This is a genomic window from Streptomyces sp. NPDC086989, assembly GCF_044745505.1.
Taxonomy (GTDB): Bacteria; Actinomycetota; Actinomycetes; order Streptomycetales; family Streptomycetaceae; genus Streptomyces.
Genome location: NZ_JBIVAL010000006.1, coordinates 251,660 through 269,198 on the forward strand (window position 1 = coordinate 251,660; position 17,539 = coordinate 269,198).

9 protein-coding genes and 1 pseudogene are annotated in these 17,539 nt (G+C 74.3%); 9 read left to right on the plus strand and 1 reads right to left on the minus strand.

Annotation, left to right across the window (positions count from 1 at the left end):
• Window positions 1-48: 48 nt before the first annotated feature.
• The 6 genes from ACIPK4_RS16760 to ACIPK4_RS16785 all read left to right on the plus strand — a co-directional run bounded on the left by ACIPK4_RS16760 (window position 49) and on the right by ACIPK4_RS16785 (window position 12,642).
• The gene (locus tag ACIPK4_RS16760) at window positions 49-2,463 is read left to right on the plus strand and encodes a serine/threonine-protein kinase (protein ID WP_402313293.1); all 2,415 of its coding nucleotides are present in this window, start codon (window positions 49-51) and stop codon (window positions 2,461-2,463) included.
• Between the two features lie 129 nt (window positions 2,464-2,592).
• Window positions 2,593-5,448 (plus strand): protein kinase, encoded by a 2,856-nt coding sequence (locus ACIPK4_RS16765; protein WP_402313295.1) that lies wholly within the window; start codon window positions 2,593-2,595, stop codon window positions 5,446-5,448.
• A gap of 114 nt (window positions 5,449-5,562) precedes the next feature.
• A complete protein-coding gene (locus ACIPK4_RS16770; protein ID WP_402313297.1) occupies window positions 5,563-7,236 on the plus strand; it encodes a serine/threonine-protein kinase in 1,674 nt (557 codons plus the stop codon).
• Window positions 7,237-7,347: 111 nt separating this feature from the next.
• Window positions 7,348-8,976, plus strand: a complete 1,629-nt coding sequence (locus tag ACIPK4_RS16775) for a succinic semialdehyde dehydrogenase (RefSeq protein ID WP_402313299.1) — start codon at window positions 7,348-7,350, stop codon at window positions 8,974-8,976.
• 28 nt (window positions 8,977-9,004) lie between these two features.
• Entirely contained in the window at window positions 9,005-10,792 is a 1,788-nt protein-coding gene (locus tag ACIPK4_RS16780) for a GMC oxidoreductase (RefSeq protein ID WP_376203209.1), read from the plus strand.
• A 149-nt stretch (window positions 10,793-10,941) separates the two neighbouring features.
• Entirely contained in the window at window positions 10,942-12,642 is a 1,701-nt protein-coding gene (locus tag ACIPK4_RS16785; protein WP_402313301.1) for a peptidase, read from the plus strand.
• 258 nt (window positions 12,643-12,900) lie between these two features.
• Here the strand turns inward: ACIPK4_RS16785 and ACIPK4_RS16790 are convergent.
• A pseudogene (locus ACIPK4_RS16790) lies at window positions 12,901-13,197 on the minus strand (chorismate mutase); the annotation flags it as partial.
• A 373-nt stretch (window positions 13,198-13,570) separates the two neighbouring features.
• On the opposite strand from ACIPK4_RS16790, the gene guaA reads away from it, so the two are divergent.
• From guaA to ACIPK4_RS16805, 3 genes are all read left to right on the plus strand, one after another.
• A complete protein-coding gene (gene guaA, locus ACIPK4_RS16795; RefSeq protein WP_402313303.1) occupies window positions 13,571-15,163 on the plus strand; it encodes a glutamine-hydrolyzing GMP synthase in 1,593 nt (530 codons plus the stop codon).
• 119 nt (window positions 15,164-15,282) lie between these two features.
• Window positions 15,283-16,122, plus strand: coding sequence for a class II aldolase/adducin family protein (locus tag ACIPK4_RS16800; RefSeq protein ID WP_402313305.1), 840 nt, complete (start codon window positions 15,283-15,285; stop codon window positions 16,120-16,122).
• 153 nt (window positions 16,123-16,275) lie between these two features.
• Complete coding sequence (locus ACIPK4_RS16805) at window positions 16,276-17,526, plus strand: hypothetical protein (RefSeq protein ID WP_402313307.1); 1,251 nt, start codon at window positions 16,276-16,278, stop codon at window positions 17,524-17,526.
• Window positions 17,527-17,539: the final 13 nt, after the last annotated feature.

Here is a 17,539-nt window from a genome sequence, read left to right on the forward strand (position 1 = left end):
CACCGGGGATCCCGGGGGCTGCCGGAGCAGCGATCGCAGAGGGGACGCATGTCGAAGCCGGAGCACACCGAGTCGCCTGCGGCGGAGCAGGACCGGGCGAAGCCCGTGTCGGCGAAGCCGGAGTCGCCTGCGGCGAAGCCTGCCGTACCGCCTGCGGCGAAGCCGGACTCGCCCGCCGGGCCGGCGGCCGCCGCGGACGCACAGCCGGCCGGCTCGCCGGCGCCGAAGGCCGACCTGACGAAGTCCCCGGCTGCCGCCGGGGGCGCGACGCCGGGTGGTGCCGGCGGTGCCGCCGAAGGGGCGAAGGCCGCCGAATCACCCGCGCCGAAGGCCGGCCTGACGAAGTCTCCGGCTGCCCCCGGGGCCGCGAAGCCCGACCCGGGCAAGCCTGCGGCCGCTGCCGCCGGGGCCGCGAATCCGGGCGAGGCGGTCAAGCCTGCGGTGAATCCCGTCGTCGAGAAGGCCGATGCCGTTGCGGCCGCCGTCAAGGCCGCGGCGGCCAAGGCCGCCGAGGAAGGGCAGGACGAGGGGCGGCTGCTCGCGCGCCGCTACCGGCTGCGCGAAGTCCTCGGCAAGGGCGGCATGGGCACCGTCTGGCGCGCCGAGGACGAGACCCTGGGCCGGACGGTCGCCGTCAAGGAACTCCGCTTCAGCACCGGCGTTGACGAGGACGAGAAGCGCCGCCTCATCACCCGTACCCTCCGCGAGGCCAAGGCGATCGCCCGGATCCGCAGCAGCGGCGCCGTCACCGTCTTCGACGTCGTGGACGAGGACGGCCGCCCGTGGATCGTCATGGAGCTCATCGAGGGCCCCTCCCTCGCCGAGTTCATCCGTGAACAGGGCCCGCTGACGCCCCACCGCGCCGCCGAGGTCGGCCTCGCCGTCCTCGACGTGCTCCGCGCCGCGCACGGTCAGGGCATCCTGCACCGGGACGTGAAGCCGTCCAACGTGCTCATCGCCCGCACCGGTCGCGTCGTCCTCACCGACTTCGGCATCGCCCAGGTCGAGGGCGACCCCTCCGTCACCTCCACCGGCATGCTCGTCGGCGCCCCCTCGTACATCTCGCCCGAGCGCGCCCGCGGCCAGAAGCCCGGTCCGCCCGCCGACATGTGGTCCCTCGGCGGACTGCTGTACGCCGCCGTCGAGGGCGTGCCCCCGTACGACAAGGGATCCGCGCTCGCCACCCTCACCGCCGTCATGACCGAGCCGGTGGACCCGCCGAAGAACGCGGGTCCGCTGACCGACGTCATCTACGGCCTGCTGGTCAAGGACCCGGCCCGCCGCCTCGACGAGGAGCGGGCCCGGGCGATGCTCACCGCCGTCGTCAACGCGCCGGAGCCGGTGACCGCACCGGTCCTGGCGCCGTCCGTCGAGGAGACCCGGCAGATCTCGCTGGCCGACGCCCAGCAGGCGGCGGCCGAGGCCGCCGCCGCGAAGGCGGCCGAGAAGGCGGAGAAGGCGGAGAAGAGGGAGCGCGAGCGGCAGGAGCGCGAGCAGCGCGACCGGGCCCGCGCCGCGCTGAAGGCGGCCCGCAAGGCCGCGGCGGCCGCAGCGGCGGCTCCGGCGGCCTCGGCGGCCGAGGCCCCGGCCCCCGCCGCCCAGGGCAGGACCTCGCCGGTCGCGGCGCCGCTCACCGACGTCATGTCCCGCCGGACCATCGCCCTCGCGATAGCCGGCGTGGTCGTCGTGCTCGCCGTCATCGGTTCGCTCATCGCCTACGCGTTCAGCGGTGACGACGCCGACGCCAAGAAGGACCAGGGCAAGGGCGGTCCGGGTACGAAGGTTTCCGGCAGTCCCGACCCCGGCGCGTCCGCGAAGACGGGCGAGACCAACGCCACCGCGGGCAAGGGTGCGGGTACGGGCACCGGTTCGGGCACGGGCAGTGCGAACGGCGGTACCCAGCCCAGCCAGGGGCAGTCCCCGGGCGGGCAGCAGACACAGGGTCAGACCCAGGGGCAGGGCAGCCAGGGCCAGGGCTCTTCCACGGGCGGGCCCGGGGCCGGAATCCCCGAGGGCTACGCGAAGGTGACGGACCCGGGGTTCCACTTCTCCATGGTGATGCCCTCGGGCTTCCACGTGACCGGCATAGCCGGTGAGAACTCCGGCGCGATATACAGCCGCGACGGCGGCTTCCCGCGCATACAGGTCGACCACACCAACAGCCCCGGCAGCGACGCCCGCGCCGCCTGGGCGGCGGCGGTCGCCGGAGTGGCGAGCTCCAGCACGAACTACAAGACGATCCGGATCGACGCCACGGAGTACAACAACTACCCGACGGTCGCCGACTGGGAGTTCGAGCGGGTGCAGAGCGGCATCAGGGTCCGGGTGCTGAACCGCGGCTTCAAGGTGGACGCGAAGAACGGCTACGCCATCATGATCAGCTGCGCGGCGGACCAGTGGGACGGTCCGGAGTGCACGACCCTGCGCAACACGGCGTTCCAGACCTTCCAGCCGCTGGCCTGACGACCCGCCGGGCCGACGACCCCGCCGGGGTGACGAGCCTTCCCAGGCCCGGGACGCGGGCGCCCCGCGCGACGTATCGTGGCAGTGGGGCCATGGGGGACGTGTGCCCCGGCACTCGGGGGAGGCGAAGTGGAGGACTACGCGGGCCGGATCCTGGCCGACCGCTACCGTCTGCCGCTGCCGCCGTCGGACGAGTACGAGCTGGTCGAGACCCGCGCCTTCGACACGCGCAGCGGGCAGGAAGTCCTGGTGCGCCAGGTGCCGTTGCCGGAGATCGTGGACGCCGAGCTGCTCGACGAGCCGCTCGGGCAGGCGGTCCGGCCGGCGGGGCGCCGCTCGGCGGGGGACCTTCCGGCCGTGCGCCGGGCCATCTCCGCCGCGCAGGCGGCCGCGTCCGTGCCGGACCATCCGCGACTGGACCAGGTCTTCGACGTGTTCGCCGAGGGCGGTTCGCTGTGGATAGTGAGCGAGTTGGTGCCGGCGCGTCCGCTGGCGGCACTGATCGCCGAGGAACCGCTGAGCCCGTACCGGGCGGCGGAGGTCGCCGCCGACGTGCTGACCGCGCTGCGGGTGCTGCACGCGCACGGCTGGACCCACCGGAACATCACGGCCCGGACCGTGTTGATATGCGATGACGGACGGGTCGTCCTGACGGGGCTGGCGGCGGGCGCCGCGGAAGACGCCCTCTGCGGCTACGACCCGGTCCCCCCGGAGTCCACCCCGGCGCCGGGCGGCCACGCCCCGGGCGGTGGTCCGGCCGGCGGTGCGCCGTCCGTCGGACCGGACCGAGGCGGGGCCGGGCACGCGGACGGCGGTCCGCTCCCCGGTACGCCGTACGGCGCCGGGCCGGCTCCGGACGCGGGCGGAACGGGACTTGCCTTACGGGGGCCGCAGGGAGTCGAGCCGGCCGGGTCGGACGGCGGTCCGCGGACCGACGGCGGTCCGGACGCGGGCGGGTACGCGCCGCTCGTGGCGCCCGGGTACGACACCGGCCCGCGGTACTCCGACCACATCACCCCCGAGACGGCGGGCGAGCGCCCCGAGCTGAAGGCCGCCGCCCGCGCCGGGGCGATCGCCGCCTACCGGGCGGGGGCGCAGGCGGCCGCCGCGCGGGTCACGGAACAGCGCAACGGCGGCTCCGAGCCCGGGCCGGAGCCGAGGCCGCAGGGGTCGAACCTGCCGCAGGGGTACTCGTACCCGTACGGGGGCCCGGAGGGCGGGACGAAGGCGCCCTGGCACGGGGCCACGCCGCGCCGGCAGCCCGCGCTGCCGAGGGCCGGACAGCCGGTGACGGCGGAGCCGGAGCCCGCGCCGAGGCCCGACCCGGCTCCGGTCCGGCCCGCACTGCCCGCGCACCTCGCCCTGCCCGAGGGCTACCACCAGGCCGATGCCGAGGCCGAGGCCGAGTCCCCGGACCCGTCCGGCGGCCTCCGCCCGGGCGGGCCGCAGACCGGGTTCGCGGGCCCCGGACAGACCCCGCCGCACGGCGCCGGCGGCCCGGCCGCGACCCCGGTCCCGGCCCCGCCCCCGACCATGGCCTCGTACCTGCCCCCCGCCGACCCGGACGGCCGGTCCCGGCTCGAGCCGGCCGGCGCGCCGAGCAGCGGCGAGGGCCCGGACACGGCCCCGTACCCGCGTCCGGGCCGGCCCCTGCACCCCCGGCCGCAGGGAGCCGGGGAGCCGGATCCGGTCCCGTCGCCGGTGCCCGGCCCGGCCGGGGCGCCCCGGGAAGGGTGGCCCGGTCAGGGCGCGGCGGACCGCGCCGCGTCCGCCGGTGCCGGGTGGGGCGGCGGGGGGATACGGAGCGGGCTGGACGCGGAGCGGGCCCGGCAGACGCGGATGGCCGTCGTCGGCGCCGTCACCGAGCGGTGGGCGCCCGAGCAGGCCGGATCCGTCGCGGGCCCCTGGCAGTTGGCCGCGCCCGTCGGGCCGGCCACCGACCTCTGGGGGCTCGGCGCGCTGTTGTACCGGGCCGTCCAGGGCCATGCGCCCTACCCCGAGGACAGCGTCACCGAACTCGTCGACATGGTCTGCGCCGAGGCCCCGGCCTTCGCCGAGGAGTGCGGCCCGCTGCGCCCGGTCGTGGAGTCGCTGCTGCGCCAGGACCCCACCGAGCGGCCAGACTTCGAGGAGCTCCGCGGCTGGCTGCGCTCCCTCGTACGGTCCGCCCCCGAGCCGGACGGCGGTCTCGCGGCGCTCCCGATGCCGGAGCCGGACCCCGCGCGGCTGCCCGTCGTACGCCGGCGGGGCGATCTGCACGGCCGGCACCGCAATCCCGCCGCGTCCCGCACGCCGCGGTCCCTCGGGCGGACCCTGCTCGTCGGTGTTCTCGCGCTGCTCGCCGGCGCGGTGGCGTACGCGCTGCTCTTCCTGCCCCGCGCCGGGGAGCAGGACGAGGACGCCGCCGGCAAGGCCCCCGTCGGGCGGCAGTCCCCGGCGGCTTCCCCGGCCACGTCCCCGTCGGCGTCCGCCTCGGCCCCGGCTGCGGACAAGCCGGGCCAGACGCCCCGGTCCGCGCCCCCGCCCGCCCCCGCACCCGCCGGTTACACCACCCAGCAGGACCCCGAGCACTTCGAGATCGCCGTCCCCGACGGATGGGAGCGGCGCGGCATGAACGAGGCCGGTCAGGTCCGCTACACCGACGGGGAGTACGTCCTGACCGTGGTCCCCGGCCGGGACAAGGTGGACGGCAGCCCGGACCCGGCGACGTACCAGAAGGACAAGGAGCCCGAGCTGGCCCCGTACCGCTCCTCCACCTGGGCCAGCGGCGGCGACGTCAAGACGACGAAGGTCGGCCAACAGCTCCGTGTCACCGGCCGGTACACGTGGATCGACGGCAACGGCCGCAGCGTCGTCGCCCGGAACTTCGTCGTGGCGCTGGGCGGCAGTTACCACGTCGTCATGGTCTCGGGGCCGCAGGACGGCGAGGGCAAGGTCACCGAAGTCTTCGAAAAGGCCACGGGGAGTTACCGGGCGGGCGGGTGACGGTCAATCAGTACGGCGATTGCGTCACAGTGCTGCCGGAACCGAGCCTTCACGGTTCCAGGAGCCCCGGGGGCTCCGTAATCTGGCCCGAAGTGCACAGAGTGGCGGGGTTTCGTGGAACAGCAGACAGGTGCGGGCGCGGTGCTCGCTGGCCGGTACCGGCTCGTGGAGCCCATCGGCAGCGGCGGCATGGGCAAGGTGTGGCGCGCGCATGACGAGCTGCTGCACAGGACCGTCGCCGTCAAGGAACTGACGGCGGGTCTGTACGTCGCCCAGGCCGACCGGGAGGTGCTGCACGCCCGGACCCAGAAGGAGGCCAGGGCCGCGGCCCGGATCCAGCACCCGGCGGTCGTGGTCGTCCACGACGTGCTGGAACACGACGACCGGCCGTGGATCGTCATGGAGTACATCGACGGTCCCTCCCTCGCCGACGCGGCGAAGGCGGCCGGCCGGATCGAACCCGCCGAGGCGGCCCGGATCGGCCTGCACGTCCTGGGCGCGCTGCGCGCCGCGCACGCGGTCGGAGTCCTGCACCGGGACGTCAAGCCGGGCAACGTGCTGCTCGCCAAGGACGGCCGGGTCCTGCTCACGGACTTCGGGATCGCCGCGATCGAGGGCGACTCCTCCATCACGCGGACCGGCGAGATCGTCGGCTCCATCGACTACCTGGCCCCGGAGCGGGTCACCGGCGGGACCCCCGGCACGGCCTCCGACCTGTGGTCGCTGGGCGCGACCCTGTACACGGCCGTCGAGGCGCGTTCGCCGTTCCGCCGCACCTCGCCCATCTCCAGCCTCCAGGCCGTCGTCAACGACGAGCCGCCGGCGCTGCGGCAGTCCGGCGCCCTGGGGCCGGTCATCACCGCCCTGCTGCGCAAGGACCCGGACGAGCGGCCCTCGGCGCAGGAGACCGAGCGGATGCTGATCGAGGCGATGGAGGGGCGGGAGCCGAAGGCGGCGCAGGCGTACGTGCCCACGCGCGCGGTGACCCCGCAGGAACTGGCCGACGCCCAGGAACCCGACACCGCGGGCGCCGACGCCCGGACGCAGGCCGAGTCCGCCGCGAAGACGCCGTCGGCGCCCGATCAGGTGCGCACGACGGCCCTGCCCGAGCAGCCCGGACCGCCCGCCGCACCGGCGGGTCCGGCGGTGAGCGGCGGCCGGATCAAGCGGGCGGCGGCCGTGGCCCTCGTGGCGGCGCTGATCGGCGGCGGCGCCGTCTTCGGCGTGCTGAAGTTCACCGGGGACACGGACGGGGGCGCGGGCAACGGCGACGGCTCCGACAAGAACGCGAGCGCGCCCGACCAGCAGGACGGCGAAGCGGACGCTGCCCCTCCGGCCGGCTACACCGAGGTCACCGACCCGGCGGGCTTCACGCTGTTCGTCCCGGACGGCTGGAAGCGCCAGATGGACGGCGACCAGATCGACTACACCCCGGACAACGGGAAGCACTTCATCCGGATCGCCTCCGACTCCACGCCTGACTTCGCCAACCCGTACATGCACCTGCTCGACCTGGAGAAGCAGCTCAAGCAGCGGACGGACTACAAGCGGCAGAAGCTGAACCAGAACACCTTCCGGGACAGCACCCGCGCCGCCCTGTGGGACTTCACCTGGACGGAGAAGGGGACGCACGCCGGGCCGCGCCGGGCGATCGAGCAGATGTACATCGCCCCGGACGGCACCGAGTACGCGGTGTACATGTCGGGCCCGGCAGCCGACTGGCAGACCACCCGCGCCCAGTTCGACAACGTGCTGAGCGGCTGGGACCCGCCCGCCAAGAAGGGCTGACCCGGCCCGGCAGGGCGTACCGGCCATCGCGCCAGCGATCGCTGGCGGAAAAGGCAAAATCCGGTTACCGACGGGTACCCAAAGCCCCGCGGGCGGAATACGCTCACCGCCATGACGGACACGCAGGCCCCGGCCCCCCTCCGCAGCGCCCCGCAGCCCACCAACCCGGTCGCCCCCGCCCCGGCCGGTGCCCGCACCGCCGCCGACGTGGTGACCCCCGACCTGGTCGCCCGGCTCACCCGCGGAGTGATCGGCTCCGGCCGCACCGCCAACCACACCCCCTTCACCGGGGCCAAGCTGGCGGACCTCCCGGAGGCCACCCCCGAGGACGTCGCCGAGGCCTTCGGGCGGGCCCGCGCCGCCCAGGGCGCCTGGGCCGCCGTCCCCGTACGCAAGCGGGCCGCCGTACTGCTCCGCTTCCACGACCTGGTGCTGGCCCGGCAGGCCGAGGTGCTCGACCTCATCCAGCTGGAGACCGGCAAGGCCCGCCTGCACGCCCACGAGGAGGTCCAGGCCGTCGCCGTCGCCTCCCGCCACTACGGCCGCAAGGCCCCCGCGTACCTGCGCCCCAAGGGCCACACGGGCGCCATGCCCACCCTCACCAAGGTCACCGAGCTGCGCCAGCCCCGCGGGGTCGTCGGCCAGATCGCCCCCTGGAACTACCCCCTCGAACTCTCCGTCGGCGACGCGCTGCCCGCCTTCGTCTCCGGCAACGCCGTCGTGATGAAGCCCGACACCGAGACCGCGCTCACCGCCCTGTGGGCCCGCGACCTGCTGATCGAGGCCGGACTGCCCGCCGAGGTCTTCCAGATCGTCCTCGGTGAGGGACCCGTCGTCGGCCCCGAGGTGGTCCGCCACGCCGACTACGTCTCCTTCACCGGCTCCACGCGCACCGGCCGCGAGGTGGCCCGGGGCGCCGCCGACCGCCTGGTCGGGGTCTCCCTCGAACTCGGCGGCAAGAACGCCATGCTCGTCCTCGCCGACGCCGACATCGAGAAGGCCGCCGCGGGGGCCGTCCGCGCCTGCTTCTCCTCCGCGGGCCAGCTGTGCATCTCCATCGAGCGGCTGTACGTGCACGCCTCGATCGCCGACGCGTTCGTCGAGCGCTTCGCCGCCCGTACGAAGGCCATGCGGCTCGGCGCCTCCCTCGCCTACGGCGCCGACATGGGATCGCTGGTCGGCGAGCGCCAGCTGGAGACCGTGCAGCGGCACGTCGACGAGGCCGTCGCCAAGGGAGCCACCCTCGTCGCGGGCGGCACCGCCCGCCCCGACATCGGGCCGCTGTTCTACGAGCCCACCATCCTCGAGGGCGTCGAGGCGCCGATGGCGGTCTGCGGCGAGGAGACCTTCGGCCCGGTCGTGTCGGTCTACCGGTTCACCGACGAGGACGAGGCCGTCGCCGCGGCCAACTCCACCGCCTACGGACTCAACTCCAGCGTCTGGACCAAGGACGCCCGCCGCGGCCACGCCGTCGCAGCCCGCCTGCGCACCGGCACCGTCAACATCAACGAGGGCTACGCCCCCGCCTACGGCAGCGCGCAGGCGCCCATGGGCGGCATGAAGGACTCCGGGCTCGGCCGCCGGCACGGCTCCGAGGGCATCCTCAAGTACACCGAGGCCCAGACGGTCGCCCACCAGCGGCTGCTCCCGATGGCGCCCTCGCTGGGCATGGACGACGAGAAGTACGCGGCGTTCATGACGCGCAGCCTCAAGGTCATGAAGGCGCTGCGACTCCGTTGATCCTCCGACTCGTCCAAGGGGCAGCACCGTGTCTGAGCCGTACGACTACGACGTCATCGTCATCGGATCGGGTTTCGGAGGGTCGGTCTCGGCGCTGCGGCTGACCGAGAAGGGGTACCGGGTCGGCGTCCTGGAGGCGGGGCGCCGGTTCACCCGCGAGGGCCTGCCCAGGAACAGCTGGGACCTGCGGAACTACCTGTGGGCCCCGGCCCTCGGCCTGTACGGGATCCAGCGGATCCACCTGCTCGGCAACGTGATGGTGCTCGCGGGCGCCGGGGTGGGCGGAGGCTCGCTCAACTACGCCAACACCCTGTACGTGCCGCCCACCGCCTTCTTCGAGGACCGGCAGTGGGCGTCCATCACCGACTGGCGTGACGAACTCGCCCCGTACTACGACCAGGCCAAGCGGATGCTCGGAGTCCGCCTCAACCCGACGATGACCCCCTCCGACGTCCACCTGAAGGCCGCCGCCGAGAGGATGGGCGTCGGGGACTCCTTCCACATGGCCCCGGTCGGCGTCTTCTTCGGCGACGGCGCGGACGCCGGGGGAGGCTGCGAGGCCCGCCCCGGCCAGGAGGTCCCCGACCCGTACTTCGGCGGCGCCGGCCCCGCCCGCAAGGCCTGCACCGAGTGCGGCGAGTGCATGACCGGCTGCCGGCACGGCGCGAAGAACACCCTGAACGAGAACTACCTCCACCTCGCCGAACGCGCCGGCGCCGTCATCCACCCGATGACCACCGTCACCGCGCTCGCCGAGCATCCCGAGGGCGGGTACCGGATCCGCACCGTCCCCACCGACGCCCGTCGCCGGGGCATCGCCAAGGAGCTGCGCGCCCGGTACGTGGTCGTCGCGGCGGGCACGTACGGCACCCAGACGCTGCTGCACACGATGAAGGACAACGGGCTGCTCCCGCGGATCTCGGACCGGCTCGGCGAGCTGACCCGGACCAACTCGGAGGGCCTGGTCGGGGCGCAGACCGACGACCGCCGTTACCGCCGGCGCCGCGGCGCGGGCCCCGGCACGGAGCGGCGGGCGGACTTCACCCGGGGCGTCGCGATCACCTCGTCCGTGCACCCCGACGCCGACACCCACATCGAGCCCGTCCGGTACGGCAAGGGCTCCAACGCCATGGGGTTCATGACCGTCCTGCAGGTCCCGTACGCGAAGAACCGGGTACGGGCCTGGTTCGCCCGGACGGCGAAGCACCCGGTGCAGCTGGCCCGCTCGCTCTCCAACCGGCGCTGGTCGGAGCGGACGATCATCGGGCTCGTCATGCAGTCGCTGGACAACTCGCTGACGACGTACCGCAAGCCCGGCGGCCTCGGCAAGGGCCTGCTCACCGCCCGCCAGGGGCACGGCGCCCCGAACCCGGTGCAGATCAAGGAGGCCACCGAGGCGGCGACCCTGCTGGCGGAGGAGATCAACGGGTTCGCCGGCAGCAACATCGGCGAGCTGATGGGCACCCCGCTGACCGCGCACTTCCTCGGCGGCTGCCCGATCGGCGCCTCGGCGGAGCAGGGCGTGGTGGACCCGTACCACCGGCTGTACGGGCACCCGGGCATCTCGGTGGTCGACGGCTCGGCGGTCTCCGCGAACCTCGGGGTGAACCCGTCGCTGACGATCACGGCGCAGGCCGAGCGGGCGATGTCGTACTGGCCGAACAAGGGCGAGCGGGACCCGCGGCCGGAGCAGGGCGCGGCCTACGTACGCCTGGCAGCGGTGGAACCGGCTCGTCCGGCGGTCCCGGAGGAGGCGTTCGGCGCACTGCGGCTGCCGCTGCTGCTGCCGGTGCCGGAGGTTCCGAGGAAGCCGTGACCGCGTCGGACGTGGACCGGCGGCGGGTTCTGCGCTCCCCCTCCGAGCGCAGAACCCGCCGTCGTGTACCTAAGTGACAGGCGATCAGTCCGGATGGTTGCATGTGACGCCCGTCACCCCTTCAAGGGGGCAACTGTGACCCTGCTTCAGTGGTCTCGATCTTCATGGACAAGCGCATCTCCCTTATGGCGGCTGCGGGGTTGGCGACGCTGAGCCTCGGCGCAGCCGCCCCCGCGCTCGCCGCGGAACCCGCAATTCCCCTCAGCGGGCCCTCCGCCCAGGTGCTCCAGCCCTACCCGGAATCGGGCACCTCGAAGGAGCGGAGCCTCCGCTACGACCTCGACCGCACCGGCACCGGTGCCGGCACCGGCACCGGCTTCCCCGGCGAGTTCACCGTCACCGTCGACCTGACCAAGGTGGCCGGACTGGCGTCGGTGCGGCTCGACCCGGCCAAGCCGCGGCCGAACTGCACGACCAGCGCCACCGCGATCGTCTGCAAGCAGCAGGGCCTGTCCGCCGTGCCCGGCGGCAACGGCCTCGACCTGCTCGTCTCCGCCGCCCAGGGCGGCAAGAACGGCACGAGCGGTGAGATCACGGTCAAGGGCGCGGTGGCCGGGGCGAGCGTCACGCCCGTCACCACCAAGGTCACCGTCGGGGGCCCCGACCTGCACGTGGGCGAGGTCAGGCCCAAGGCGGAGGTGACCGCCGGAGAGCAGCAGGACCTTCCGCTCGCCTTCGCGAACCGGGGCACCCTGCCCGCCAGGTCGGTGGCGCTGGAGCTGGACGCCACGGCCGGCCTGGAGCCGGTGGAGACGTACGACAACTGCACCCGCCAGGACCGCGGCGGCGCGGGCGCCACCACGGTGTGCCTCGTCGAGGGCGAGTTCCTGCCGGGCGAGTCGTACCAGCTGTCGCCCGACTCCCCGCTGCACCTCAGGACGACCGAGCGGGCCTACCGGGACTCGCTGCGCTACGGGGTCGTCCCCGACCCGGCGCCGGCCCAGGGCGCCCCCGCCGCCAAGACGGCCACCGGCAAGAGGCTGATGCTGGTCAAGGCGCCGGCAGCCGTACCGGTCACGGACTCCCACCTGGTCCCCGGCGCGGCCCGGACCGGGAACACCGACCTGAACCCGGACGACAACCAGCGCGCGTTCGACGTCACCGCCAAGGCCGCCACGGCCGACTTCGAGGCGGTCACCGCCTCGCCCGCCGGCAAGGAGGGCGACACGGTCACGGCCGAGCTCGGCTTCCGCAACAAGGGCCCGGCCGTGATCGACTACGTGCGGTCGGGCCAGAGCGCGGCCCGCACCGACATCGTGATGCCGGCCGGTGTCCGGGTCACCGACGTGCCGCGCGGCTGCCGCGCGGTCAACGCGGACGGCAGCGACCGCAGGGAGCAGCTGGGCGCGCCGCGCTACTTCTGCGACGGCGGGACCCTCGCGGACGTGAGTGCCCCGTACACCCACACGTTCGGCCTGAAGATCGAGAAGGCGGTCGCGGGCGCCAAGGGCTCCGTCACCGTCGGTGAGCCGGCCGCGGCCGGCACCAGGCTCCACGCCATCGACCCGGTCGCGGGCAACAACACGGCCGCGTTCACGGTCGACGTCAAGGCCGGCGCGAGCGCGAGCCCGTCCGCCTCGGCCTCCACCTCGCCGTCCCCGTCCGCCTCGGTCTCGGCGTCGGTCTCGGCGAGCGCGTCCCCGTCCGTCTCCGCCGCCGGCGGCGCGAGCGGCAACCTCGCTTCGACCGGCAGCTCGGTCGGCCCGATCGCGCTGGGCGCGCTGGGCGCCGTGGCCGTCGGCGGTGCGCTGTACGCCGGGGCGCGCCGCCGCTCTGGCAGGCACGCGTAGCCGTACGGAGCGAAGAACGGCCGGCCGGGGGCGTCCCCCTGGCCGGCCGTCCTTTCTGGGTGACCGGGCTGCTGTCCCCTGCCGTCCGGTCACGCGAAGGAGCGAGGTCCCACGACGCACGTTCCGGAGGGCCGTGCGTCTCATCGCTCCCGCGGAGCCACGCGTGGTGCTGCGGTCCCGCGCCTGGCTGACGCGGCCATCCACACCAACGAAGACCGCCGGGGCCGGTCACGGGCCCGGACGAGTGACGAACGGGCGTCAGACGCGGCCGCGGCACAGCTCCAGCACGGTCATGGCGAGGGTGGTCCCGGGCTTCCCCAGTGCGTCGCTCCAGTGCGCGAGCACCTCCATCTCGCGCGAGAGGTGCACGCGGCGGCCGCCCGAGGCGATCCGGGCCTCCTGGATGACGGTGGAGACGGCCATCCGCTCCTGGATCAGGCCGATGATCCGGTCGTCGATGGCGTCGATGCGCTCACGGGACTCGGCGATCAGCTGCGCGGGGGTGGTGGTCACGGTCATGTTCTTACTCCTGTGGGTCGTGCCGGCAGGAGCGGAAACGCCAGAGCGCCCCGGTCCTGTCGGACCGGGGCGCTCTGGGAAGTCAGCGGCTCAGGCGAGCATCACGAGGACCCATGGCGACCGGACCGGCCGGTGCCATAGGTAAAGAGGAAGCTCAGCTGCTTGCGCATGGTGTGGATTATGGCCGCACGCCGCCTCCCGGGCCAACCCGGCCCGGATCGTGAGACGGCCGGGCCGTGCGCGCGAGCCGGGCCGCGCGCGAGCCGGGCCGCGCGCGAGCCGAGGCGTGGTGACCGACGGGTCGCGGGGCGTGAGGGTGACGCGGGCCTCGGATGGTGCGACAAACCGGGGCCCGGCGCCACCGGTAGAATCGACAAAACAGCCACCTCTTCCGCCGGAAGGCCGTCCCGTGCCAGAAGTACCCTCCGCCGCCCACGACAGCGCCCCGGACACGGTTCTCGTCGTCGACTTCGGCGCCCAGTACGCCCAGCTCATCGCCCGCCGCGTCCGCGAGGCACGGGTCTACAGCGAGATCGTGCCCAGCACGATGCCCGTGGCCGAGATGCTCGCCAAGGACCCCAAGGCGATCATCCTCTCCGGCGGCCCGTCGTCCGTCTACGAAGAGGGCGCCCCGCGCCTGGACGACGCCCGCGGCCTCTTCGAGGCCGGGATCCCCGTCTTCGGCATGTGCTACGGCTTCCAGCTGATGGCGGTCACCCTCGGCGGCACCGTCGACAACACCGGCGCCCGCGAGTACGGCCGTACGCCGCTCGCCGTCTCCAAGGCCGGCTCCACGCTCTTCGAGGGCACCCCCGCGAACCAGTCGGTGTGGATGTCCCACGGTGACGCCTGCTCCGCCGCGCCCGAGGGCTTCACCGTCACCGCGTCGACGAACGTCGTCCCGGTCGCGGCCTTCGAGAACGACGAGAAGAAGCTGTACGGCGTGCAGTACCACCCCGAGGTCATGCACTCCACGCACGGCCAGCAGGTGCTGGAGCACTTCCTCTACCGCGGCGCCGGCCTGGAGCCCACCTGGACCACCGGCAACATCGTCGAGGAGCAGGTCGCGGCCATCCGCGCGCAGGTCGGCGACAAGCGCGCCATCTGCGGCCTCTCCGGCGGCGTGGACTCCGCGGTCGCCGCGGCCCTCGTCCAGAAGGCCATCGGCTCCCAGCTCACCTGCGTGTACGTCGACCACGGCCTGATGCGCAAGGGCGAGACCGAGCAGGTCGAGAAGGACTTCGTCGCCGCCACCGGCGTGCAGCTGAAGGTCGTCGACGCCCAGGAGCGCTTCCTGAACGCGCTCGCCGGCGTCTCCGACCCGGAGACCAAGCGGAAGATCATCGGCCGCGAGTTCATCCGCGTCTTCGAGCAGGCCCAGCTGGAGATCCTCCAGGAGGACGGCCCCGCGGTCGCCTTCCTCGTGCAGGGCACCCTGTACCCGGACGTCGTCGAGTCCGGCGGCGGCACCGGCACCGCCAACATCAAGTCCCACCACAACGTGGGCGGCCTCCCCGACGACATCGAGTTCGAGCTCGTCGAGCCGCTGCGCCAGCTGTTCAAGGACGAGGTCCGGATGGTCGGCCAGGAGCTCGGCCTGCCCGACGAGATCGTCCAGCGCCAGCCCTTCCCCGGCCCGGGCCTCGGCATCCGCATCGTCGGCGAGGTCACCAAGGAGCGCCTGGACCTGCTCCGCGAGGCCGACGCCATCGCCCGCCACGAGCTGACCGCGGCCGGCCTCGACCGCGAGATCTGGCAGTGCCCGGTCGTCCTGCTCGCGGACGTCCGCAGCGTCGGCGTCCAGGGCGACGGCCGCACCTACGGCCACCCGATCGTGCTGCGCCCCGTCTCCTCCGAGGACGCCATGACCGCGGACTGGACGCGCATGCCGTACGAGGTGCTCGCGCGGATCTCCACCCGCATCACCAACGAGGTCCCCGACGTGAACCGCGTCGTCCTCGACTGCACGAGCAAGCCCCCGGGCACCATCGAGTGGGAGTAGTCCCCACCCGCCGCCCGTGACGAAGCCGCCGTTCCCGCAGGGGAGCGGCGGCTTCGCCGCGTGTATGGCCACTTCGCGCCCCCGCCGGTACCTTGCGCCGCGACCCGAAGGAGGCGGTCATGCCGGATCAGCCCGCGCCCGGACCCGCACCGGTGCCCGCGCGCACGCCCGGACCCGCGCCCGTGCCCGCACCAGGGCCCGCGCGCACGCCCGCACCCGCGCCCGTACCGGTGGACCGGCTGCGGTTCGCGCTGCCGCCCGTCCACACCGGCCCGGCGGAGGAGCGCGCGTACCGCAAGGCGCGGCTCGCCGGGGCGCTGCGGCTGTTCGGCCGCCTCGGGTACGAGGACGGGGTCGCCGGGCACATCACGGTGCGGGACCCGGAGTTCGCCGACTGCCACTGGGTGAATCCGTTCGGGCTGGCCCTGTCCGCACTCGGCGCCGACGACCTGCTGCTCGTCGACGGGGACGGGCGTGTGCGCCGGGGCGCGCGCCGGGTCAACGAGCTGGCCTTCGCCGTGCACGCGGCCGTGCACCGCGCCCGCCCCGACGCGGTGGCGGTGGTGCACACGCACGCCCCGTACGGCAGGGCGCTGGCCGCGCTCGGCGAACTGCTCGCCCCGCTCACCGAGGAGGCCTGCGCCTTCTACGAGGACCACGCGCTCCTGGACGGCTTCGCCGGGGCGGCGGACGCCGGCCGGATCGCCCGCGCCCTCGGCCCGTACAAGGCGCTCGTCCTGCGCAACCGCGGGCTGCTGACGGTCGGGGACTCCGTGGACGCGGCGGCCTGGTGGTTCATCGCGGCGGAACGCGCCGCGCAGGTGCAGCTGATCGCCCGGGCCGCCGGGAAGCCGGTGCCGATCGAGCACCGCAGCGCGCTCGCCGCGCGGGAGCGTTTCGGCACCGACCTCGCCGCCTGGGTCAGCTACCAGCCCCTGTGGCAGACCGTTGCCCCCTGACGGGACTGGGCCGGGCGGGTGACGTCAACATCATGAACGGTTAATCACCTGCTCTGACATCGGGCGCAATCCGGAGCACTGCCGCAGTGGTGCACAATTCGCTGGCATTGCACCGTAGTTCAGAGAGGCGGCACGCACGTGGCTGTCCAACAGATGTCCCGAAGCACCCACGGCGGCGCCTGCACCTGCGACGACTGCCCGCACGGCGCCCAGGAGGGGCACCGCCGCGCGGTCGCCGCGTTCACCGAGAAGCGCGACGAGTTCGCCGCCGGCCAGGGGCTGCCGGCCGCGGTGGCCCGCTCCGCCGGAGCGTCCCGGCAGTGGGTCTCCGACGAACTGACCCTGTCCGCGCGCACGGTCGCCGACCGGAGCCGGGAGGCCGGCAACTCCTGGCTGTACCTGTTCTCGCGACGGGCCGTGCTCGCCGTGTGGATCGCCGCCGGGGTGCTGCTGCTGGTCCAGGTCGGTACCGCGCTCGGCACCGGCTGGTCCACGGCGCGCACCGCCGGGCTGCTCGCCGCGGTGGTCCTGGCCGGGCTGCTCACGGTCGCCGCCCGTGCCCAGTCGGTGCGCGGCGGGCTGCTCGCCCCGCTGGTCGGGGAGGACAACCGGCTGTCCACCTCGAAGGCGGTGCCGTGCGCGTGGGTGGTGCTGACGGCGTTCGCCGCGCTGCTGCCGGCGCTGCGGCTGGCGGCCTCCCGGCCCGGCCCGGAGCGCCAGGCCCTGTACGCGGGGCTGGCGCTGGGACGGGCGCTGCCGCTGCTGGCGGTGGCCGCCCTGACCTCGGCCGTGGCGGTGCTGGTGCGCCGCGTGGTCACCGTACGGATCATGGGCCAGCGGCTGCAGAAACTGCCGGCGGACCGGCCGCGCGGGGTGGACCTGCTGACGGACGACGCGGGCCGCGGGAGCTTCCCGGACGCCCAGTACGTCCTGGTCTCCACGGTGGTGCTGGCCTTCGCGGCGGTGTCGATGGCCCGCTTCCCGGACCGGCTGCCGCGGCTGCCGTGGGCGCTGGCCATGCTGGTGGCCCTGTCGGCGGCGGTGTACCTGGCGGCGAAGTACGCGGAGGTGACCCGCCCGCTGGTGCTGTCCGTGGTCCGCAGACGGGAGCCCGGCGACCTCGACGCGGCGATCCGGCCCGGCGACGACATCGAGATCCGCGGCGTGGGCTTCGTGCCGCCGGGGGCGCAGACGCCGGAGATGCTCGCCCGGCTGGTCGTACGCGTCGGGGCGGTGCACGTCCACGTGCCGCTGGTGCCCGTCGCGGGCGGGTTCACCAACCCCTCGGACTCGGTCCTGACGGTGCCGGTCCCGGCGGAAGTGGAACCCGGGCGCATCGAGGTCCAGGTGGTCACCGCCGCAGGAGTGGAATCCAACCGCTGCACCATCGACGTGGCCGAGTGAACGGGGTACACAT